The 24534-nt window shown below is 40.3% G+C and carries 15 protein-coding genes; 4 read left to right on the top strand and 11 right to left on the bottom strand.

Annotated features, from left to right (window positions below):
- Positions 1–6: 6 nt before the first annotated feature.
- The 7 genes from BF9343_RS09320 to BF9343_RS09290 form a co-directional block, all read right to left on the bottom strand.
- Complete coding sequence (locus tag BF9343_RS09320; RefSeq protein WP_010992784.1) at positions 7–1011, bottom strand: putative zinc-binding metallopeptidase; 1005 nt, start codon at positions 1009–1011, stop codon at positions 7–9.
- 38 nt (positions 1012–1049) lie between these two features.
- Positions 1050–2555 carry a RagB/SusD family nutrient uptake outer membrane protein gene (locus BF9343_RS09315; RefSeq protein ID WP_005787024.1) on the bottom strand — a complete coding sequence of 502 codons (1506 nt, stop codon included), beginning with the start codon at positions 2553–2555 and terminating at the stop codon, positions 1050–1052.
- 10 nt (positions 2556–2565) lie between these two features.
- Positions 2566–5943: a SusC/RagA family TonB-linked outer membrane protein gene (locus tag BF9343_RS09310; RefSeq protein ID WP_010992782.1), complete on the bottom strand. Its 3378-nt coding sequence runs from the start codon at positions 5941–5943 to the stop codon at positions 2566–2568.
- A gap of 55 nt (positions 5944–5998) precedes the next feature.
- Entirely contained in the window at positions 5999–8230 is a 2232-nt protein-coding gene (locus BF9343_RS09305) for a TonB-dependent receptor family protein (RefSeq protein ID WP_008659723.1), read from the bottom strand.
- A gap of 812 nt (positions 8231–9042) precedes the next feature.
- Complete coding sequence (locus BF9343_RS09300; RefSeq protein ID WP_005794714.1) at positions 9043–9909, bottom strand: helix-turn-helix domain-containing protein; 867 nt, start codon at positions 9907–9909, stop codon at positions 9043–9045.
- 299 nt (positions 9910–10208) lie between these two features.
- Entirely contained in the window at positions 10209–11408 is a 1200-nt protein-coding gene (locus BF9343_RS09295) for an OmpA family protein (protein ID WP_008659719.1), read from the bottom strand.
- A 12-nt stretch (positions 11409–11420) separates the two neighbouring features.
- A complete protein-coding gene (locus BF9343_RS09290) occupies positions 11421–13748 on the bottom strand; it encodes a collagen-like domain-containing protein (protein WP_041926210.1) in 2328 nt (775 codons plus the stop codon).
- 470 nt (positions 13749–14218) lie between these two features.
- Here BF9343_RS09290 and BF9343_RS09285 point away from each other — a divergent pair, with 470 nt between their 5' ends.
- The 4 genes from BF9343_RS09285 to hemG are packed head-to-tail and all read left to right on the top strand — an operon-like array spanning position 14219 to position 20297.
- Positions 14219–16288, top strand: a complete 2070-nt coding sequence (locus tag BF9343_RS09285; protein ID WP_010992780.1) for a TonB-dependent receptor — start codon at positions 14219–14221, stop codon at positions 16286–16288.
- Between the two features lie 9 nt (positions 16289–16297).
- The gene (locus tag BF9343_RS09280) at positions 16298–17536 is read left to right on the top strand and encodes an MFS transporter (RefSeq protein WP_010992779.1); all 1239 of its coding nucleotides are present in this window, start codon (positions 16298–16300) and stop codon (positions 17534–17536) included.
- A gap of 5 nt (positions 17537–17541) precedes the next feature.
- Positions 17542–18906, top strand: a complete 1365-nt coding sequence (hemN, locus tag BF9343_RS09275; protein WP_010992778.1) for an oxygen-independent coproporphyrinogen III oxidase — start codon at positions 17542–17544, stop codon at positions 18904–18906.
- A 2-nt stretch (positions 18907–18908) separates the two neighbouring features.
- A complete protein-coding gene (hemG, locus tag BF9343_RS09270) occupies positions 18909–20297 on the top strand; it encodes a protoporphyrinogen oxidase (RefSeq protein WP_010992777.1) in 1389 nt (462 codons plus the stop codon).
- Positions 20298–20399: 102 nt separating this feature from the next.
- Here hemG and BF9343_RS09265 read toward each other — a convergent pair whose 3' ends face one another.
- The 4 genes from BF9343_RS09265 to BF9343_RS09250 all read right to left on the bottom strand — a co-directional run bounded on the left by BF9343_RS09265 (position 20400) and on the right by BF9343_RS09250 (position 24026).
- Complete coding sequence (locus BF9343_RS09265) at positions 20400–21338, bottom strand: bifunctional helix-turn-helix transcriptional regulator/GNAT family N-acetyltransferase (RefSeq protein ID WP_224223165.1); 939 nt, start codon at positions 21336–21338, stop codon at positions 20400–20402.
- Positions 21339–21388: 50 nt separating this feature from the next.
- Positions 21389–21721 carry a DUF3795 domain-containing protein gene (locus BF9343_RS09260; RefSeq protein ID WP_032528255.1) on the bottom strand — a complete coding sequence of 111 codons (333 nt, stop codon included), beginning with the start codon at positions 21719–21721 and terminating at the stop codon, positions 21389–21391.
- A 236-nt stretch (positions 21722–21957) separates the two neighbouring features.
- Entirely contained in the window at positions 21958–22179 is a 222-nt protein-coding gene (locus tag BF9343_RS09255; protein WP_122133277.1) for a hypothetical protein, read from the bottom strand.
- Positions 22180–22748: 569 nt separating this feature from the next.
- Entirely contained in the window at positions 22749–24026 is a 1278-nt protein-coding gene (locus BF9343_RS09250; RefSeq protein WP_010992773.1) for a S41 family peptidase, read from the bottom strand.
- Between the last annotated feature and the right edge of the window lie 508 nt (positions 24027–24534).

Genomic DNA, 24534 nt, shown 5'->3' with positions numbered 1-24534 from the left:
TCTTTCTTATTTTTTATTAATAAATTCCTTTACTTGCTTCATGCTTATTAATTGAAGGTAGTTAAGCGAAATCTTAATTTCTTTACTAAAGTAGTCTTCTACAAATGCTTGCTTTTCTACCAATTCTTTATATGCCTGAAGCGCTTGTTCATCATATTCTTTTTGAAGATCTTTATCCGATCCGGCATTGTAAGGAGTCTTGGCTCTGTCCAAAGCCTGAAGTAAATCCTTAGGTCCATATGTCAACTTCAAACTGATTATCTCCGCAAAATCTTTTTCAGGTGAAAGGAGAGAATGAAAGGTAAAGAAACCTTTCTTATTCGGATAACCAGCCAGAATAAACCCTCTGCGCCCTTGCGTCTCTCCTTTGAAAATCCATGCAATAGATTTAGTCGATTCGATATACTTGTTTCTGCTGATGGATAGGAATTTGCTTCTGTCATAGGGGAAAAGTTCCATAAGATGTCTGGCAAACTGGTGATGTACGCTTCGCATCAGAATGAAGACCTTATCCTCATCTTGGGGATTAAAATCGTTGACGTTATATAGAAACATCTCATTAGTCGTTGCTTCAAGATTATCTAATAGTTCCATTCCGTTTCCATCTACGTTTCTTCCTCCATACATGTATATTTTAAGAGGATTTTTTCCCAACAGAAACTTATCTCCTCCCAATTCAGGAGCTGTATAGAGGTCAATCCATAGAGTTTTGATGGTATTGAGCACACTTTTTACATTGGCAACTTCCGGCGGGTAGATATAGCTTCCATTCTGCACTGCATTCTTGTCCCACCGATATTCCACCTCAATCCCGTAAGGACGGGTGAATGTATCCAGTATCCATTTATCCAACTCTGTCTTCTCACGCTCTGTCTCACCCGCCTCCACCACACTCCGGGCAGATAGGGATGCCTCCTCTTCACAGCCCGCCAATAGGAAAGAAATAACGAGCAAATACAGACTTCTTCGAAAAAAGTATCTGAAATTCACTTTTCTAATAATTGTTTTCATATGCTTGATTTTATTCTTGAATCATCTTCTATAATACTCTATCGGGGATTAGGAACCAGTCCCCGGTTAATGGCTTCTGCCGGTATTTGCAAAAGTTTTCTGGAATCTTCTTTTTCCAATGGTCTGTAGAATTTATACTTTGAAGTGCGTTTTACCGATATATAAAAGCGGCGTATATCAAACCATCTCAAACCCTCATGTAAGAACTCCTGTCTCCTGAAACCTAAAAGTATTTTCACCAACGCCAGTTGGTTGATACTCATTCCGTAAAATGGGGTATAGATTTGATAGTTTTCACTGCTTGTCTGCGTATAAGTCGAACGGCCGCAAGAGGGATACACTCCATATTTGACAGACAAGTAAACCAACAGATTATCTATTGCTTTATCATACTCTCCGAGCATTGTATACGCTTCCATCCGGTTGAGCATCACTTCGTCAGTGGAGAATAAAACATTGGTAACATATAACCCTCTGGGACGTATCCCCGTATAGCCGGATAATGAAAGCTCGTCAAATTTGGCTATATATTGCCCGTCATCTATACGTCCGTCGTTATAGTTAAACAGAAAGAATGACTGCATCTTCATTTTCCGGAAGTTAAAGCATCCGTCTATCCCGTGTTCATTATACACCTTTTCGGCACTTTGAATGGTCACTCCATATTTTTCCGAAGGAATATTACGTGCCACTCTTGACTCCGTAGTAGTCAATAAAAGGTTGGCAGGTTCATCAACACTTGCGTATCGAATATAGAGATATTTATGATTAGAATTAAATTCTTTTTTGTACTTCTGCCAGTTTCTTAAGACCGGCTTTGGGTCAACACCGAGCACATAATCGGAGTATGAGACCACCAGGTCCCATTCTCCCTTAATCAGGTAAAAACGCGAAGCAAAAGCGTAGGCCGCTTTTTTATTGAAATGAAATTTTGGTTTAACATAATAATCGTCATTCACCAACGAAAGACCCAGTTTCAGATCTTTTTCAATCTTTTCATACACTTCCTTCACCGTTCCTCGTTCATAGTCCACCAACGCATTTTTTTCGGGCCGGGTTAAATAAGGAATACCCGGGGCTGTTGCCGATTTGGTAGTTCCATAAGGCTCAGCCCAGATGTTTACCAACATGAAATGCAGATAAGCACGCAAGAGAAACGCTTCTCCATACAAAGCTTTTACCCGGTCACTTTTAGGGTATTTACTAAGTAACTCTAACGCCTGATTAGCCTGAGCGATTCCGGCATAACATGCATTCCAATAGTTTAGCGGAGTATCCAAATCTTCCTGATCGTAATCTTCCCAATAATACATAGCTTCATTCAGTCGCGAATGAATGCCGTTAGTCCTTTCTCCCACATTGTCCGTACGCGCTTCTAAAAAAGCAAAATAACTGGCCTCGGGATATGCTCCGGCAAGCAGTTCGGCAATTTTGTCCTCACTGTCTATTTGTACATCAAAAGTAGAGTCCGGATTTGTTTCCAGATAATCCTGACACGCTGTCAGCAATAAGATTATAGTACTTAAAAAGATTGTCTTTTTCATTTTTACCCAATTAAAATTCAACATTCAATGTCATCGTATATTGTTTGGGAGTAGGCAATGAAACCCCTCCTGATCTATAAAATTCCGGATCTTGCCCATTCAGTTTCCTGTCTGAATAGATAAGGAACGGATTCGTCACATTCACCTTTACGTTCATCTGTTTGATTTTAAGATGTGAAAGGAATCTTTGAGGTAAACGATATCCCAACGAGATATTTTTCATACGCACAAAACTACCGTCAGCCACCCTGTTTTGTGAATAGTTATAAGTGTTGTAGGCTTTTTCTATATTTTCTTTTCCGATATTGCGTATCAGATCTTGAGAAGGAATTACGGGAATATTGGTTTTCCGCTCGTCACCGGGATTCAACCAACGGTTGTAGTACTCCTTGGAAAATACATTAAGATCGGCAAATGCCGGATCAAAAGAAGGATTCATCCGAATTTTATTACCTGCCTGCATGGTAACAAAACACGAGAATTCCCAATTTTTATACTTAAAAGTATTGGATATACCTCCTATATATTGGGGTTCAATAGGGCCATGGTAAATAAGGTATGATTTTGAATATTGTGCATCCAAAAAGTCAGCTCCCGAAATCTCGCTATTTGCTCCTTTGTTGGAGGGGTACAGTCCGAAATCGAAGGTCGGCAGACCATTGCTGTTAAGTCCCTGAAAATTGAAGGAGAACAGAGATCCACGTGGAAAACCCACTATGTTACCACGCCCGGTTCCGGCCACCATATCAAAAGTGTTAGGGGTATTCAGTAACCGGGTTATTTTCTGCTTCATACCGCTGATAGTGACTGTAGTAGACCAACTGAATTTGTCAGTCAATATATTTTGTGTCTGTATGGCCAGTTCCACTCCACGCGTACGCATATCTCCGAAATTAGCGTATTTGTAATACTGACCTCCCACACCGGAGGTACGAATAAGGTCTATCAGATCAAACGAGTTTCGTTGGTACACATCGAATGTCGCACTGATACGATTGCCAAACAGTCCGAGCTCAAGACCGAAGTTCAGCTCATACATTTTTTCCCATGTCAGATCGCGATTTTCCAAATGTAAAATACGCAATGCATTCTCCCTATCTTTCAAAAGAGTACGGTTGACCATCACATGCTTGAAAACTGTGGTAGAGTTAACAGCTTGTTCATTCATTTTAGCGGTTAACCCGTAACTCGTACGCAGGGCGAGCCTTGAAATGGTAGTGTGTTTTCTCATAAACTTCTCCTGATCCAGATTCCATTTGGCTCCTATATTCCAGGTTGGCAGCCAGCGGGAACGGCTATATTTACCTGCAGTATTAGCCCCTTCGTAATTGAATACTCCATTGAAAATGTATTTCTCGGCATATCCGTATGTAGCGCTGCCCGATAATGTCACTCCCCTTTCATAACGTTCGGTTAAAGAAAAATAAGTATCTCCTTCATTGGCCAGCTTTTCAAAAATCAGGGGATTGGAAAAGACCTGATTACCTCTGTCGTATTGTATTCCATAGCCTTGAAAAGGATTCATGCTGCGATCGGCATATCGTATTTCAGTAAATCCGAAAGCGCGTATGTTATGTTCACTCAGTTGCCTGTTATAATCCAAAGCCAAACGTCCCAGATAGCTTCGCAAGGAAGTTTCCGTTTTATTGAATATCCCCCCATGTGTCAATGCTACCCCGGGCAGTTGCATCGGATCGTCTTTATTCTTCAATAGATAAATGTTTTCTCTGGCTACGTAAGGAGTCTCATTGGCACGAAAAGCCTGTACCACATTGGATGCTTCAGCAATAAAATGTGAACTCTTGGTTACGGCGTGACGCACCATTGCCAAGCCTTTTACTTCAATATGATCATTGAGCCTGTATGAAAGTTCACCCTGTAATTTCAGATCCAGCACTTCTGTTTTCAGGTAATTGTTTTCATATTCATTCAGAATGTTAAACGGAGCCCAGTTATTCCGATAGAACTCTCGTTTTCCATCCGCATTATGGGGCCGTAAAGTGCGGCTTGTGCTTAAAGCGTAACTAAAAGGATTGATATCGAAATCACGTTCGAATGTTCCGATAACAGTATTTCTACGTTGAGGAATTGTTCCCGGCGAGTTCTGGTTACGTAGATTTCCTTGTGCGGATATAGTAGCCTTTATCTTATCTTCGTTCCAGTAAAAAGAGTTCTTGATGTTGGCCGTAATTCTTTTAACATGGTCGGCCAGAGTCCATCCTCTGTCATCATAAAAACCGATGGAAGCATACATTGCAGAGTTCTCCCCTCCCCCTGAAAAGGTCACAGTATGTGTATGGATAGGCCTATGTGTAAACAGTTCTTTAAACCAATTGGTGTTAGCATACTCTCTTTCACGCATGAATGCCCTTTTGACATCATCCGTATTCTCCAGATAATATTGACCGGTAGCCGGATCAATGGTATTAAGTGCCTTATACATCTGATAATATACTCCGCTGCGACGACCATATAGCGTATTTTGCAAAGAGAAATATCCCTTTCTGCCCATCTCTTGATAAACAGACATACTCTCTTGAGAATTAAGCAAATCGAAATTTGTATAAGAAGGAATAGATCGCATACTTAACTCATAAGAATAAGAAAATCTGTTCGGTGCATTTCTTTTACCGGACCGGGTGGTAATTACGATCACTCCGTTCAATGCCCGGGCACCATAGATGGAAGTTGCCGAGGCGTCTTTCAATACCTGAATATCTTCTATATCAGATGCATTCAGTCCGGCAACAGCCGAACTGATAAGGGTTACCGCATCACCGGAAGCCAATTGATCAAGTGTAAGTGAAACAAGATCCTCGTATACTGCCCCGTCTATGACCCACAACGGTTGTACATTTCCCATAATGGAAGCACCACCCCGGATATTAATCCGGGGCGCGGCACCAAAGCTACCTGTCACATTCTGTATGGAGAGACCTGCAATACGCCCTTCGAGCATACGCGACACATCCGACACACCGTTCAACTTGATTTCATCCAGCTTTACCGAAGCTGCCGCTCCCGTAAAGACCCTGTTTTTAATTTGTTGATAGCCGGTGACTACCACTCCCTCTATCTCCTGCACATTATCCTGAAGTATGATGTTCATAATGCCGGATGAGGCTTTAATCAGACGAGGTTTCATTCCTACAAAACTCACCTTCAGCATCTGTCCTTTTCGGGCCTTGAGAGTAAACCTCCCTTCTACATCTGTAATAACTCCTCGTGCAGTTCCTTCCACTATCACCGTAGCTCCCGGCAAACTTTCTCCGGTTACAGAGCGTACTGTACCTTTTATCTCTACTGCCACTTGTGCCGGACAAGTCTGAGAAAAAATTGCCATCAGCAAACTACTGATTACTATTCTTATCATTGATGAAGTATTCATTGTTTTATTCTCTATATTTCTTCGTTTTATGGTTTATCACAATTAAATTTTATAGTCAGAACTGTACATTAGCTCCTGCATAGATCCCAAAAGGATGTCCCGCTCTCAAACCCGCAGGATGGCGGGATGTAAGGTAAACCCTATTGGTCAGGTTGATTGCATTTAATCTTACTGTCAAGTATTTATTCACAAAAACATTGAGCGAAGCATCAAATATAAGGTTTGCCGGTACTTTTTCTCTCTCCGCAATCGTCCCCTGCCCGGGTGAAGTACGCATATCACTGTTATAGCGTGTACCGATATTGGCATAAAACCATTTACATTCTATACCCAACTGCATGTTCAGAGCATGCTTGAAGATGTAAGGTATTTCATCACCTCTAACCACATTACCCCATGAATGGCTTTCAAACGAATTTCTAATTTCAGTATCCGTATAAGTATAGGATACCTGCAACGGCAACCTCACATTACAGTTCTTCGGAAGAGGCTGATATTGTACCAGAAACTCCGCACCTTTTACCCGGGCCTCCCCTACATTAAACTGTTCAAGTGTTCCGGCCCCACCCGAAGCAGCCAGATCACTTCCCAGCATATTACTGTAATTATTGTAGAACCCGATTAGTTCCGCCCTAAAATTCCCGATAGCAACACGTGTACCCAGTTCCATATTCACACTGCTTTCAGGCTTTTGATATAATTCCGCGCTTGGAGGGGCAAAGCCTTTATGAATCCCGAAGAAAACAGAAGCAGCCGGCATCAATTGATAATGTAATCCTACCCCCGGAATCAGTACACGCGCATGATTCGGAGTTTCAATACGTACCTTACCCGACCGTGCCAAATCTTCTTTCGTATAGTCTTTTTTCAGTAAGTCTACATCCTCATATCGCAGCCCGGCAGTGACAGTCCACGCGTCATATCTTAATTTAGCAAGCAGGTAACCGGCTAACGCATTGGCAGAAGTAACACGGTTAGCATTCGTACCATGAATACCCTCCATAAACAGTACCATTTTCTTATTTTTCATGGAGTAAGAATCATCCCACTGAAAACGATCTTCCTCATCGGCATGATAACGAAGTCCGAACTCCAGATCGAAGAAAAACTCGTTCAGGTTGAAACGGTATTCGGCCCTGGTTTGTATACCTCTGGAACGGTAAGTTCTGTTATTGGCTCTTACCAACAGTGCTTCCTCTTCCCGATCTGTTTTCCCCGTCAAAATGTCGAAGTAACGGATATTCGTTTCCGGATCCACAAGTACATCGGCGATGGATCTCTTCTCTTTTGAAGTGATTCCTGCGCGCACATCATTCAGTTTGTACCAATTTCGGTGGAAATAGTTGTAATAGGCGTTGGTCGTTATTTTCAACTTGTTGGAAAAAGTCAGCAGATAAGTTGCTACCCACTGCCGATGATCGGTCTTAAGTTTATCCATTTGCGAACCTGCATACCTGAGAAAAGGAGTCTTCTTAAAATCATCTGCAGAGAGTCCCACATACGTTTCATCCGAATTTTCGTCTGCGTATCCGAATTTCAGTTCCAAAGCATGATTCACTCCTTTTACATGATCCGTTTTAACCCTTATTTTAGCTATAATATCATTTCTTTTAAATCCTTTGGCAGCATGATCTTCGTATTTCTTAAAACCATCTGACTGATAACGCAAATATTCTACCATATACCCGAAATGCTTCCAACTGCTTCCGACAGATGTATGCGACTTAAACGTATTTTTGCTTCCGTAAGAAATGTTCGCTTTACCGGAAAAACTGTTCGGAATAGGAGTCGATACCAAATTAATAGCTCCTCCCGTAGTGAACGGACCGTATTGTACCTGGCTACTTCCTTTCAGCACTTCGATGGCCTCCATCCGGGCTACATTGGGGAAATAATAAGCTGCCGGAGCGGAATAAGGAGCCGGTGCCGCCAGTACACCGTCCTCCATAATCGAGATGCGTTCACTTCGCTCGGCTTTCGTTCCTCTCAAACTAATGTTCGGGCGAAGACCGAAACCGTCTTCTTCATACATATTAACTCCGGGAACGGCCTTCAACATACGATTAATATCCGTATATCCCAACCTGCGAATTTCCTCAGGCGAAATATAATATGCCGATCCTGTGCGGTTTCTTGCTTTAAACTTACTCCCAAGTATCTGTTGGGACGATACCACTATCTCTTGCAATTGGTAGACAGAGTCTTTCTTCACCTGCTGTTCCTGTGAGTATATTCCTGAATATCCCAAAGAAAAGAGGATGATAAATAAAGGTTTTCTATTTGTCATATTAATATAATTGTAACATTGTCAGGGGGCTTCTATTCGATTTACCTCCACAAGAGATGCGCTTTACAGAAATCAAGCTACGGATAGCGGTATTACCTGCTTACTTAACACCCATATCGACTCTTTTTGAAAAGTTGTAGTGCCTGCATGGATAGGAAAAAAAGGAAAGCAAAACTCTAATGTTTTTAGGGTTATAGAAACTGTATTCCTTAAATCTGGTTTAGTTGTTTGTTTATTTACGGCGGCAAAGATAAAGACACTAAAATTAACCCACAATCACTATATTTAGGTATTTGTATAAATCAAAAGTTATATTAATATTGCATAAAAGCACTTGCTTATATAAAGAGTATAAGCATTATATGGCATTCAATTTATAGTGTTACGCTGGCAGTAGGATAATAGCCAATTAAGTAATATTTGTATGTTGCACCGGATCACATAAAATTGAACTTACAGTTCAAAAACGGCTTTTATCACTTAAAAAAACAGGATGACGGATGGCTCACTACAGAGATAAATCTTGTACCATTTCTCTCAGTAAAGTTCTTAACTGCACTCTTGTTTATACAGAAACTTTTCTACTTTCAGGAATTAATATTGTCGAATGGATGCAAAGCACTAAAAACTCAAAGCAATTAAGAGCATCATCAGATGGAACAAAAAAATGAAGGATCAGAGTTAGCAAGCCTCCCAACGAAAGCCCAATAGCCCCAATTAACTGTATAACAAAGCATTGCCAAGATAAAAAGCCGGAATAGGATAGCCCCCTAATCCGGCCTTTATATGATTCTTCGCTATAAATACGTATATCAGTACTCCAAATCAGGAGCAACCTTCTTACTTTCTGTTCTCAATTTGCTGGGAGTCATTCCAAATAATCTCTTACAGTAGGAAGTGAAATGAGCTTGCGAATTGAAATCAAAATCCATTGCGATCTCTTGAAAAGGAGTATCCGACTCACTTATTTTTTCTCTGATCAACTCCGCCTTCTTTTTTTGCATCCACTGATAAGGACTTTCTTTAAAACAATTTTGGAACTTACGATTAAAAGAGCGCTCAGAAGTACAATACAAACCGGCAAATTCCTTTACACTCTTTACTTTCCTATAATTATTCATTACAAAATCTTCAAAATGCCCTGTATTCCCCAATATAGAAGAAAAAAAAGTAAATAATTCTTTCTTCGTATAATATCCTCTCAAAACCAACAAAACCTCTTGTTGTTTGATAAGATGCATATGTTTACACTGCATCTTAGCATATAAATATGCGACAACGGAGTTTAAAACAGCTTGCAAAGGATCTCTTATAGGAAGCACACACATCTCTTTTTTTCTTTCCTTATAAGAAGAAAGAGAGTTCATATATACTTTGTCACACACCCTTATGTCTTTATTCCAAAATAGTAAAAGACATTTTGCATCATATATAACTTCAATTTTATTATCTACATGTTGCGGAATAAGAACCATTTTATCTTTCTCAATATGTACATTCTGATACTCACCACTATCAATAGACACCTCTCCATCAAGAAGGAAAAGAATACAAGGAGAAGCACTATTATCTATTTTACTTACACTATCTTTCTCTAAATTATAATAAACGAAACCTGTATTAACATTTATTTGATAGTTTATGCATGACAGATGTTCTTTAAAATAAAGTAATTTCATAACATCATTTTATTTAATATATAAAATTAAGCTATTAGAGGTTACTTATCATACAATAACCTTTTACATAAATTCGCCAATTATGTCTATAATTATTCATAAGATAATCTTCTTTAGCATTTCTTTTTCATAAAGTTCTAAAAGCTAGTTAGTTTTAGGCCAGATGATGATTAATCCTTCAACATTCTATTATTTCTTCAAATCATTTCATTCTATATCAAAACAACGGAACAAAAAAGGCAACAAAAACAGAATTGTTCTTGCCGCCTTTATGTTTTATACAAAATTAATGTAATACATTATTCTTCATTCGTTAACCAACCCCAATAATCTGAATTCGTCACTCTCTCAATGGACACCTTTCGATCACCCATCCTGACTTTATCCGGACCTGAAGCCGGCACCGAACTAGCATGATATCCGACTCCGCGCCATTTCAACATATGTTGAGGTACTTGTCGTTTCAGCAATGCACTATACACAGCTTTAGCGCGGCGTTTCGACAAATCTATGTTATAATTGTCGCTTCCTCTTGCATCTGTATACCCGGTTATCAAGAAATTGTTATCCGGATAACTTTTCAACAGATCTGCAATCTTATCCAAAGTGATTTCAGATTCGGAAGTAATCACATCCTTATCAAACGCAAAATGAATGTTATCGAATAAATCACAAACATGACTTTCCACCACAGCCGGCACTTCAATTCTCTTTTCAACAATTCGTTCTACAATCCTATCAACCGGACGGTCTATATATTGCACAACCGGCATAGGACGTTTTGTACTTCCACCCAAACGGAACATAATACGCATCGAAGCCTGAACAAAACGCGTTTGTTTTTTATCGACAGGCATGATGTATTCTCCCTGTAATCCTACTCCCCAATGATCGTTAAGCCAAGCTTGTACTCCGGCTCCGAAGGATAAGGGGAAATAGGATTGTTTAGATCCTATTTTCTCTTTGTTCCAAGGATTGGATGATGTCCATTCTGCTTCTCCTATAGGATCATTTTCAAACTTTCCTGCATTAATTGCATAAAAATCATGATGGAGGTAGTTAACACCTACGCGTAAATAAGGTTCTACATATTTTGATTTAAACAATGGGGTTAACCGGAATTGAAGTCCCGGACCGGCCATATACATGAAATCAAACTTACGCCCGCCTGTTTCAACTTGTTTTCTTGCCAGTCCCAATGTCCCCTGCAAATCAAGATAAAACCAAGGATTCAATTCACGAGCTGCATAGAGTTGGATACCGCCAAAAAGATGATCGATATTCATTCGATACAGATAGTTCCCATCGACCTGACGAAAATCCGAGAAAGTCACTCTGTCCCAGTTGATAAGAGCTCCACCTACCCCTATTTCCCAGGCTTTGGTTCTATGTGCTGTTTGTCTCTCCACTTTATCGTTTTGAGCATAAGTATAGAAGGGAAAGACAGTAAAAGCCAATGCTCCTATAAGAAGTCTATTTATTATTACACTGAAATTCATCTTGCTTATATTTTATTTATCTTTATAAGTTACACTAATTGCAGGCATATTTTTATATGTATTTTCAACATAATATGTACCATCATCTACTTTCTTCTTGAGAACTCCTAAAGATACACCACTGCCAGAGTTAGAGTAGATGAAAGCACTATTCGCCCCTACCGAATAGATTGTAGCTCCCAGATACGGACTAAGAGCAGCATACTCAGGTTTATTATAACTTGACTTATTATGCTCGCTTGTAGCTGTTTGCACTCCCAACGGAGAGGTATAAGTAAACTTAACATAACAAAGTAGAAGTCCCTTCGCTTCTTCCAGGGTATAATATTCAGGTTCAATGTAATCTATTCCGTTCTGTTTCACTGTTTTTACCAATTCACGCTTAGATATGATATTGAAATCAATAGTCGAAAAGTCAAATTCCCCCTGGGCTTTATTCAAGAATACATCATCTCCACTTTCAGCAGATGCCTTTGTTAAGGCTAGAGTTTTAAGTGTAGGAGGTATCTGATAAGGTGCCATCTTACATACTCCATTCCAATAAATCGTTTCTCCATAATAAGGGGTATCTTTTACTATTGAGAAATAGTTGTCTTTTCCATCCCAAAAGTCAGTTATTCCATTTTTTATACCGGCAGGGTTCTCTTTAACATATCTATTAGGATTAATAGACATTGATGTACTACTCATATTAGGTGTAGTACTTTCTATTTTTTTCGTTTTATCAAGAGATGTCGGGTCTTCCGGATTTGTAACCTGATATGCCGTAAATCCGGCATTGACATTAGGCAAATAGCTGGGCAATGTTTTCCATTCCGCACCAGGATCTGTCTTTCTCTCTACTCTAAACTGCAGGTTATGTTCATAATCAAGATATGGAGAGGTACCAATATAAATCATTCTAATCTGCATTCTGTTAGGAACATAAGTGTTTTCTGCAGATTCCTTTGTCACCTTATTAATAGTTACCTCCTTAACTTTCCCCCATCGGGCATCTATATCGTCAATTTGAGGAAGATCTTCTTTCGGAATAATAAATTCTCCCTCTTCATTAGCTGTATAAGTTTTAGCCGGATCCAAACCGGGAATTCCCTTAACCACAGCCTTCGGAGCCTTATTGCCAGATTCGTCATACACACGATAAGCTACTCCTCCATCGGTTGTACGAACATACTCTCCAAATTCTTGTTGTGAATAAAGTGCAATCACATTAGGTACTCCTTTGATAATAGTAACTTCAGCACCCGGTTTTCCCGGAACACCGGGTTTTCCATCCTTACCGTCCGCACCATCTTTACCATCCGCACCTCTCAAGAACTCCCAAAAATCACTTAAAGTTGTTTTACCACAATCCCAATCCAAAGACGGATTATGAGGATTTTTCACTTTAGGGCCAGTATTGTTACAACCCGCCTCAACACTCTCTACCCACAATTCATAGGCACTTTTCCCATTAGCACCATCTTTACCGTTAGCGCCGTCTTTTCCAGCAGCCCCGTCCTTACCGTTAATACCATCTTTTCCGTTGGCACCATCCTTTCCGTTAATGCCATCCTTACCATTGGCACCATCCTTACCGTTAATGCCATCCTTACCATTGGCACCATCTTTACCGTTAATGCCATCTTTACCATATGCACGAATACCGGTATCTTTCCCATTAATATACCAGTTCCCATTGGTACCGATTATTACCTCTGGCGATCTTCCATCTTTACCTATCGCAGCCTTTCCGGTATCTTTTCCATTGATTACCCAATTTCCATTTTCTCCAATTGTAACAGTAGGTGTTGTTCCTGCAACTCCTTCTTCACCTCTGGAAGGTTTTCCTGTATCTACTCCATCAATCAACCAATTACCATTATCCCCGATCGTAACTACCGGTGGAACAGCATCTTCTCCATTCTGTCCATCCCTACCCTGAGCACGTATTCCGGTATCCTTATTGCCAATCCACCAATTCATATTATTACCAATATGAGGTGTTTGCCCATTCTCGCCACTCGCTCCTGTCAGATAATACCAAAAATCTCTAAGATTATTCTGGGATACAGGCCACATACTTCCCGGGCGGTGAGGATTATCCAGAGCACCAGTAGCTACTTCTTCCTTCCACAGTTCAAAAGCACTTTTTCCATCCAGACCGTCCTTACCTTTTAAATACTTAAAAAAATCAGTTATTTCAGTCTCTTTCTTAGGCCAAGAAATCACTCCATTCTCTACATTCTCTTTCCAAAATTCATAAGCTGACATTCCTCTATCACCTTTCGGTCCTTTGGGCATCGTAATATCCACTTCTGTACAAGACTGCCCTAAAATAATGGTTAAGATGTAAACCATTAAATGTAATAATTTAGCATTGTTCATTTTGTTATATCAATAAATTACACAAAAGAATTATACAAACAACAGTCTAGAACACATCTATAAGTCCAAAAAAAATCATATTCAGAACTGCGTTTGACAAGTACGTACTTTTCGATGCAAAGGTAATGCCCCACAAACACATATATTTACATAAAGAAGAATACTATTTATATGTATCAGACAATTTCAGAACACGAGTCCCTGCAGCCGGTTACATATCAAATAGACACAGACCGCCTCGAAAAAAGTCAAATAAAAGACTCCGCAAAAGAACAGTATAAATCAGTTACCAACCTCTACTTACCACGAAACGACAAAAACTGTATATGCACGTCAGTCCCGAACGTTAATACCCAAGAAGCCAAGCCTGGCAGATAAAATCCTAAGAAATGAGGATTGCCAACTCTAGGGACATGCCCTACCTTTGCCGCAAACCCTAAAATATGATAAAAAGATTATTTTTCCTCCTACCTTTCTCTACGATAGTCTCGGCCAATGAGCCCGATACAATACAGGTTAAGCGTATCGATCTGGATGAAGTTACAATAGTAGCTTTTAAACAAAACACACCTAATCGTGAGCCACTTTCTATCTCTACCTTAGATAATCGCTTCCTGAAAGAGAATGAAATATCGGGAGCTAAAGACTTAAGTTCCTTACTTCCTAATTTCTATATGCCCGATTATGGGTCCAAGCAGAATTCTCCGGTTTATATTCGGGGGATAGGAGCCAAAAAGGATGCTCCATCAGTAGGCTTTTACGTAGATGGCATTCCCTATTTTGAAACGTCCGCTTTCGATATTGACTTGTCGGATATAAGTAGTATAGAAGTACTTCGTGGACCGCAAGGCACACTCTACGGACGTAATTCTATTGGTGGAACCATCAATGTATATACCCATTCGCCCCTCGATTATCAAGGTACGTATTTCCGGTTGGGATATGGCAGTTACAATGATATGCGATTAATAGCTTCGAACTATACGAAGGTGAACGAGCAGTTAGGTTTATCCTTTAGCGGTAATTATCATCACAATGATGGCTTTTTTACCAATTTGCATACCCATAAAAAGGCAGATAAACTTGATAACGGAGCCGGACGAATCGGGCTCACATGGAAACCCGCAACCCATTGGACTACCCGCTTCATAACCTCCTACGAATATTCCAATCAAGGAGGATATCCATACGGATTGTATAATGCCGACAAGGGAACAACAGAAGCCGTAAACTACAACAATGAAGGATTATACCGACGAAATCTGCTAACCTCCGGAATCAACATACGGTATAACGGCCCCCATATCAGCTTCAACAGCCAAACATCCTATCAATATATACAGGACAAGATGGGAATCGATCAAGATTTCTCGCCTCGCAATATATTCTATGGTCAAAATAAGATACGGCAACATATGTATTGCCAGGAATTTACGGTTAAATCGGTCAATAAGAGCCGCTATCATTGGATAACGGGTGCGTTTGTTTTCCGACAGACCATAAACAGGAAAGTTGACCTTAGTCGTTTTACAGATACCACCCGACACCTTACTAATAGTGGAATTCCCACACAAGGGATCGCATTTTATCATCAATCTACACTCGATCTGTTGCAAGGACTGTCTTGTTCTGTAGGGTTACGTTACGATTATGAACACGCCCGATGCGATTTTTCCAAAGTACAGCAGCCATTAAATGGAAATGGGGAAACAAAATCGCTTGAACAATTCAACCGATCGCTTCACTTCGGGCAGTTTACTCCTAGGTTCAGTATGCAGTACCTCTCTTCTCACAATCAATTGTTCTATGCCTCCGTATCCAAAGGATATAAAGCCGGAGGATTCAATGTCTCTTTCCTCAACAATGACGACTACCTTTATTCCCCCGAATATAACTGGAATTACGAAATAGGTACCAAACTATCATTCCTGAACAATCGGCTATCAGCTGATTTGAGCCTGTTCTATATAGATTGGCGCAATCAGCAGATAACCAATACTATTCCAACCGTAGGTAACGTAATCCGAAATGCCGGTCGCTCTCGTAATAAAGGCATCGAAGCCAGTTTTCAAGCTCGTCCGACGAAATCATGGATGATGTATATGAATTATGGATATACAGATGCACGATTTGTTCACTATCAAAAAGAAGAACGCGGTATCCTAAAAGATTATGGAGGTAACTATCTGCCTATGGTTCCCCGCCACACTTTCTCTTTGACAACCGGATATTCATTTTATGACATCTGTTCCTGGATCGACCGCCTTACCCTCAACGCCGGCGTATCGGTAACAGGTCCCATTTATTGGTATGAAGATAACCAAGCCAAACAAAGCCCGTATGCATTGGTCAATCTAAGAATTAGCATAAACAAAGGATGCTTTACATGGGAAGTCTGGAGCAAGAATCTCACAAATACCGACTACCTGAGCTACTACTTCGTAACCAGTAAAGCCTATGCTCAAAAGGGAAAACCCATTACCTTAGGTACATCAGTCAGCATCAGTCTCTAATCAAACGATATGAATCACATGTGTATAAACAAGCCTTCACCGCTTTCCCGGAAAACACTGAACCTCAGTACATTTTTCTGCCTATACATTGCACAAGCCATCCCGATGAGTTTCTTCTCTACAGCCATACAAGTACTAATGAGGCAAGCCGATTACTCTCTTTCTTCCATCGCCTTATTACAACTCATCAAACTCCCCTGGATATTGAAGTTTCTTTGGGCACCGCTTGTCGACCGGCATTGTATCACCCTAAAAGACTATAAACGCTGTATCATTACATCCGAAATCGTATATGCATTACTGATCCTGATGGTAGGCCTGCTCGATATCCAAACAGATCTTTACCTTATCATTGGATTAGTATTTCTATCATTGATAGCCTCAGCTACACAAGATATAGCTACAGACACACTTGCAGTGCTCTCCTTTGGTAAGTCGGATAAAAGTTTGGTCAACAGTATGCAATCAATGGGTAGCTTCGGAGGTACATTGATAGGAACAGGTATATTACTCCTCGTTCTTCAGCACTATGGCTGGCATGTGGTGATACCATGCTTATGCATTTTTGTACTATTGGCAATTATTCCGTTATTGAAAAACAAACATATGAAAATAATACCCAAAGAACCTTCGAAACGGGCACAATTCACTGATTTTATCTGGTTCTTTGCCCGTCGTAACATCTGGAAACAAATAGGATTCCTATTACTATATTATGCCAGTATTATCGGAATTTTATCGGTGTTACGCTCTTATCTGGTCGATTTGGGTTATTCAATGAAAGAGATAGGCATTATGATAGGTATCGGAGGTACCGGAGCTGCCTTCGCATCATCTTTCCTGGCCGGATTACTGGTTCGTAAAATCGGGCGATATCATTCCAGAATACTATTTGCAATATTCATCCTGCTTACTACACTCTATTTTATGTGTATTTCATGGACAGTCCCTTCATTTTCAATGCTTTGTTTAGGGATCGTCCTGCTATGGAGTGCCTATGGAATGGCAACTATTGTAGTGTATACCACTTCTATGGATTGTGTACGCAAAGGATGTGAAGGAACCGACTTTACCATCCAAACAGTACTCACACACTTAAGCGGCTTACTAATAGCCTTTCTTAGCGGGGTGGTAGCCGATAGAACCGGTTACCACGGTCTCTTTATTTTCGAAGTTATATTGGCTTCCATATCACTGATCTATATATTTTATTTCTTCAGAAAAGAATCTCAACCCATTCATTCTTAACATATATGTATACTGAAATAATCAATAAATACAATGTACCGGTACCTCGATACACCAGTTATCCACCGGCCAATTATTTTGAGCCATTTACCAACGCCCGCTACCTGGAGGCTGTACAGCAGTCGAATCAGGCTTCAGAGCGCGCATTATCGTTTTACCTGCATATCCCGTTTTGTCGGCACTTATGCCACTATTGCGGATGCAATTCGTATCCCATGGCACGTCCCGAGATTATTGAGTCATATGTAGAAGCTTTGCATCAAGAGATAGATCTGATTCTTCCCCTGTTAGATAAGGATCGGTCGATCGCGCAGATACATTATGGTGGTGGAAGCCCCACAGCCATTCCCGTTGCTTTAATCAAAGAATTGAATGCTCACTTATTATCATCATTCCCAGCCATCGACCGCCCTGAAATAGCCATTGAATGTCACCCAGGCTATCTCTCAGAAAAAGACTGGTTGCAACTTACCGAATGCGGCTTTAACCGTCTCAGTATTGGTGTGCAGGACTTTAATATCGAGGTACTGAAAACAGTCAATCGCCGCCCTTCTTTATTACCGATGGAAGATATATTTATCCTGCTACGCGAAAAGGGAATAAGTATCAACCTTGATTTTCTTTATGGTTTACCCAAACAAACTGTGGAGAACTTCACCCGCAACATAGAGCAGGCTATTCTTTTATCACCCGACAGACTGGTTATGTTCAGTTATGCCCACGTGCCTTGGATTAATAAGCGACAGTTGCTCCTGGAGAAATCAGGCCTACCCGACAACCATGAAAAACAGACAATGTTTGACACTGCTGCCGGACTATTGCATAAATCCGGTTATCAATCTATCGGAATGGATCATTTTGTACGCCCCAATGACGAGCTGAGCATCGCCATGCAAACTAAAAAATTACATCGTAATTTTCAAGGCTACTGCACCCGGCGTACTACCGCACAGGTATATGGTTTGGGCATAACCGCTATCAGTCAGCTTGAATCGGCTTATGCTCAAAATACGAAAGATATTCCCCATTACATCAAGACTATCAGTAAAGGCGAACTAAGTATTACCAAAGGTTATGCCCTTTCTCCAACCGAACAGCTCACCAGAGAGGTTATCGAAACCCTAATGTGCAATGGCTGTATCGATTGGAGAAATCTTTCAAAGTGCCTGCATGTATCGGTATCCACTTTAAAGGCTGCCACTGCCTACGATGAAAAAAAACTATCTGGCTTTGCCGATGACGGACTGATTTATTATACAGACGACTATCTTGAGATGACAACCGCAGGTTCGGCATTTGTACGCAACGTAGCGGCTTCACTTGACAAACTGATGCTCCACTCTCCACATTCATATTCAAAACCTTTATAACAATGAACCAGACAGTAACAGAAAATCATCGTTTGCGAGATACCATCATCATCGGTGCAGGTCTAACAGGTCTGACTACCGCCTATTGCCTTACCCGTAAGGGATGTGATATCGAGGTAATTGAACAGAGCCCCTGCGTAGGCGGCCAGATACGTACCTACCACGAAAATGGTTTTACGTTTGAAAGTGGGCCCAATACCGGTGTAATCTCCCACCCTGAAGTAGCCGAACTCTTGGCGGAACTATCCCCCACCTGCCGTTTAGAAACGGCCCGTGAAGCGTCCAGGCAACGCCTTATATGGAAAGGAGATCGCTTTCATTCTCTCCCCTCAGGACTGTTCAGTGCAATCACCACCCCATTATTCAGTACAAAAGATAAATTCAATATACTGGGTGAGCCCTTCCGTTCAAAAGGAAACAATCCCGATGAAACGATTGGTGAACTGATACAGCGGCGCCTGGGTATCTCTTATCTACATTATGCAGTAGACCCATTCATTTCCGGGGTTTATGCCGGTGACCCTATGCGATTGGTTACCCGTCATGCCCTGCCTAAACTTTATCAACTAGAACAAACTTATGGCAGTTTCATTCTCGGTGGTATTGCAAAATCATTTTCACATCGAAGTGAACGCGACCGGTTGGCTACACGAAAAGTTTTCTCTACTTATGGGGGACTTAGTAACCTGACAAAAGCATTGGAACAGGCCATTGGAATCAAACGATTCTCCCTGGGAGCTACTTCCACTTCCCTAATGCCATGTGAACAAGGATGGGTAGTTTCTTTCACAGATTCCTGTGGAATAGTTAACCGAATCCACTGCCGAAAGGTGATAACCACCGCACCTGCCTTTGCCCTCCCTTCACTTCTCCCTTTCGTCCCTGACAAACAGATGAATCGGATAAGTAATCTTACCTATGCCCCTGTGATGCAAGTCTCCGTGGGATTGCGTAATACTTATGGAAAAGAGTTTCATGCCTTTGGCGGATTGGTCCCTTCCTGTGAACAAAAACCAGTTTTAGGTATTCTGTTTCCATCGGCCTGTTTCGATAACCGTTCCCCCGAAGGAGGTGCATTATATTCATACTTCTTAGGCGGGACGAGACACCCTGAACTTCTAGAGAAAAGTGACGACGAAATTATCAGGTTGATAACCACCGGCCTGAATGAAATGTTAGATTATCCTGCCGGAATAGTACCTGATCTTATACGTATCTTCCGGCATAAGAAAGCCATTCCCCAATACGAAAGCAGCAGTACCGACAGATTTGCTGCGATCAATGAACTGCAAAAACAGTATCCCGGATTGGTGGTAGCAGGAAATCTCAAAGGAGGAATCGGCATGGCCGACCGCATCAAACAGGCTGTTGAAATCGCCCGAGAAAGATGAACGCTCACTTTCATCGGGCACCTACATCTATAACAGCCAGAAAGGATTCACTCCTCTCTTATAAGATTCTATCGTTTTCTTCGTAACATTTCATATTTGGATTCAGAGTGCTTTTACCATGTGGAAAGGTGCATCTTGATACAAGCCCGACTGATCTAATGCATTGTCTATATGTTCATATCCGTATTTTTCATACATACTAACAGCATTTCCAAACTGATGATAAGAAACAATATACATATACACATATCCGGCACTAACAGCACGCTGCTCTATGAATTGAAGTAAACGTTTTCCAATACCTCTCCCTCTAAGCTCCGGTCTAAAATGAAATTTCGATAACTCAGCATAACCATGTGGTAAACCTTTGGTCGGATAAAAGCCACCTCCGCCTAATATTACACCATTACTTTCCACTATCCAGTATTCTGCACCTTTAATATTAAAAGTCTGAAACATTCTATCCGTATGCGGATCATCATAAAAAGTACCGACCTTAGGAGCTCCATGCTCCTCTACTGACGCACGAAGCACCGATGCTATTGAAGCATTATCTGATTCTTCTATCGGTCGTATAACAATTGGCTCATTATTATCAACGGTAAGACCGGTCTCCACACTATTTATTATCTTATAAATAGAATCCATACAATGAACCAATCTTTGTAGTTGACGATCTTCTAAGTGTGAGAATATCCTTTCAATAGATTGATTTGCAGCAGTATTCAAGCGGTAATAAACCTCACATCCTTTTTCTGTGAGATTTACCAACCCCATACGATTATCCTTTTCCGTGCTTTTTCGAAATATATACTCTTTCTGTTCCAATTGTTTTAATAAGCGGGATAACAAGCCTTTATCCATGTTTAATTCATTGGATATATCTTTAGAACTCCTGTCAGGGTGTAAATAAACATCCTGAATAATACGCACCTCCGGAAGTCCCAATTCACTTCCTAAATAGTATTTGTTGAGTATACCTAATATTTTCGTATAATATCTGTTGAAAGACCTTATACGACTTATATATTCTTGCTTCATGGCACAAAGATAAGTCTCTTTGTTGACTTTATCAACAAAAAGACTGCATATCATAGAAGATTTTCTTTCGCATCAGGGGCATGCTGAAAAATAGCACCTACTATCTGACAATCATCCAGCTCCTTACAATCGCCACAGGTATTATATCCCTTCTCATTTACACATTTTCGAATTGAACAATAATCATTGCAATACGCAAATTTCGCTCCGTCCGTGCGACACCCCATACAATTTATGGTTGCCGGTGTAATTTCCGGTGCATTGTTCATTATGCTCCACTTTTGGGCGGTTTTCTCTCTTAATTCATTATCATCTCGGACAGTGGCTATACGGGCATCGCAATTTTCGCAATCTAATCCGCAACATGCAATTAATTGTTTCATCATTTCGGGTTTCATTATTCGACAAAAATAAGAATAAAAAACAAGAATATGAGCAGATAAGAGGCATTTGATTACCTTCTACTACGCATGATATAGATACGCACATGATCACCGCCACAATGGAAGGTAATGCTGCAGCACAGGACTTTCTCTCACATCTCCCTCTGAAAGCGACATTACCCTTTATACCCCGTGGAGTAGCGTTGCAATTTTCTGCTTTCCTTGCTCCTACGCATCTATCTTCCGAAAAGTTCGTTGCAGTCGTACTCATGACCAATTCCTTTGTTACGGTCTGCGAATGGCAGTAAACCGATAATACATAACAGCCCATCCATGACCGCCATGACCAGTATCAGCAGGGGGAGGTAAGTGATGCCTCGCAATACCATTTGTACAAAAGTATCTTGATGAAGAATCGGCACAAGCAATTCATAAGTAAACGGATTTTGGTTTATCAATTGACATGAAGTAAGCAATAGATAGATATCTCGATAAAAAAGTTCTCAAAAGTCCTTTCTTGCTGACTCCACATTTTTACAAAAAATGCAAAACAGGGATCAACCAATTGTCTTTATGCAAGAATAATGTATATTTATAAGAAATAAAGTAGAAGGAGGCAATAGGAAGTTAATATCGTAGAGACAAGAAACGAACTCACTGACAAGAGATAATTAATATCCTGAAAGCAGGAAGTTAACTTCCTGCTTTCAGGATATTAATTTCACGGAACGAAACTACATTAAATTGAAAAACAGAGAAAGAATCCAATAAAAAAGAAAGCTTTTTCTTCTGGAGTTCATTTACACACGTTTATTCTTTAAATAGCATTTTGCAATCAAATCGATTCTTCGATTTAACTTGATCACAAAAAACAGTCTAAATCCTTTCTTAAAGAACACAATCTTTAAAAAAAACAAAACGCACGAATCATGCTATTGCAAAATCCATGCGTTTTTATTCTATTCCAATCTTTCAGGCCGGAAAAAATCGTTTCTCCGCATTTTCAAAATACAAAATGACAAATCGATTACTTATCCGTTATTCCACTCATGATTTTCAATGCTGCATTCAATAAAGTTTCATTCGTATTGCCAAAAGGCAAATAAGTACTCAGATAAGAATCTTCATTGTATTCGTATGTAGGTTTGAAACCGGTGGCATAATCTGACTTTTCTTCTGCATTGTATACATTGCAAACAACCAGATTCAATATAAACCGATCCGTTGGATGAACAAAAGGCTTTGTAGCAACATATTCCCCCGCCGTTTTAGTACCTATCAATACAACCTTCATATAAGGATTAAGACAATTGATAACCATCTCCGCCGCCCCTCTGGTAGCATTGGTAGTCAGTACATAAACAGTAGACAGGTTAAGATTGGCACCGGATTGGATAAGCTCCGGATTGAATGTCAAATCCTGATTTGCTTCCACGCGTTTATCACTGTATCTCAATAGAGCCAACAATTGATTCATCTTATCAGCCGGAGCAAGCATCGTACAGAGCAACTGGGCACAATCTAAACTGCCTCCGGTGTTATAGCGTAAATCTAATACAAACTCATTTACCCCTCCTGTCTGGAAATCCCGGAAGGCCCTACGCAAATCATCATTATAAGCCTGACTGTCTGTCGTCGGCCCTGCCTTAAATTCATTATACATCAAATAGCCTACCTTTTTCCCATTCCATGGAATAATCTCAAAACGGTGAACAGGCTTATCCACCAAAGAACGTGAAGCGGGCATTGTCGTCTCTCCTATCGGCACCACCCCACCGGTTACCTCACCATCTTCACCGACAACTTCTTTATAAACACCTATCTGAAGTTGACGGGTACTTCCCTGCAGTAATTCCGATTCAACCTTTTTAGTGATATAATCTCCATTCATCATCATAATCCAATGACCACGCTGCAATCCAGCTTCTTCGGCAGGCGATCCGGGCACCACATAAGAGATTAAAGCGTTATACGCTGTATCATTATCAAGCACTTTATATAAAGTATAATCAAAACCATAGCTCGGAATAGGTTCATCCAGCAAGGAGTCGATCTTACTAAAGCCATTATCCATGGAAGCGACGGCTTTTTTCAGAAACGCTTCCGGTTTCTGAAAATAGTCCGGAGCAGCAGGTGATGGCATATCTCTATACCACAGATACTCCTGACGCATCACACTGTCTATCCAAATATCGCGTCCCGTCTCCGGATAATATTCCGGCCAGCGGTCTACACCACAGGAAAAAAGACTTGTCAGTATAAGAGTTCCCAGTAAGGGAAGTATCAATCGTTTTCCTCTTTTCATAATTTATAGGCAATCTTAATCTGCGCAAATGTAGTGAATACTTAGCTTTCATACCACAATTACGATATAAAAAGATATAAAGGAGTTTCGAAAAAAGTACTCTTCTTATCACACCAGATATAGAAGGTACTACACACAAACAAAACAAATAATAATCCCTATCTTCACAGATGGGAATTATTGAGACTCCTTTTCCAATTTCTGTTATACAAATTTTATCGGTAGGATTAAACTTTCTTCTTTTTATTGATACAATATTCTTCTAAAGAATAAAACCAATCAGTCCCTTTAATAAAAAGGGGCTGTCCCAAAAGCCAAATCCTTACTTGTTTAACTTACAATCCGTAAGTATTCAATGAAATATCATCCAATAAACTTGAGATTATTACTTTTCCTAATTAAGGAACAAGGGTGATTTCACATTTTTTACTGTTAAACAGTAAGTAGCAGTAAAAGGCTATCCGACTTTTTGGATAGCCCCATGAAAGAAACGAAATATTACTACTAT

It is taken from the genome of Bacteroides fragilis NCTC 9343, assembly GCF_000025985.1.
In the GTDB taxonomy this organism is placed as follows: domain Bacteria; phylum Bacteroidota; class Bacteroidia; order Bacteroidales; family Bacteroidaceae; genus Bacteroides; species Bacteroides fragilis.
This window is presented reverse-complemented; position numbering and strand designations above follow the sequence as displayed.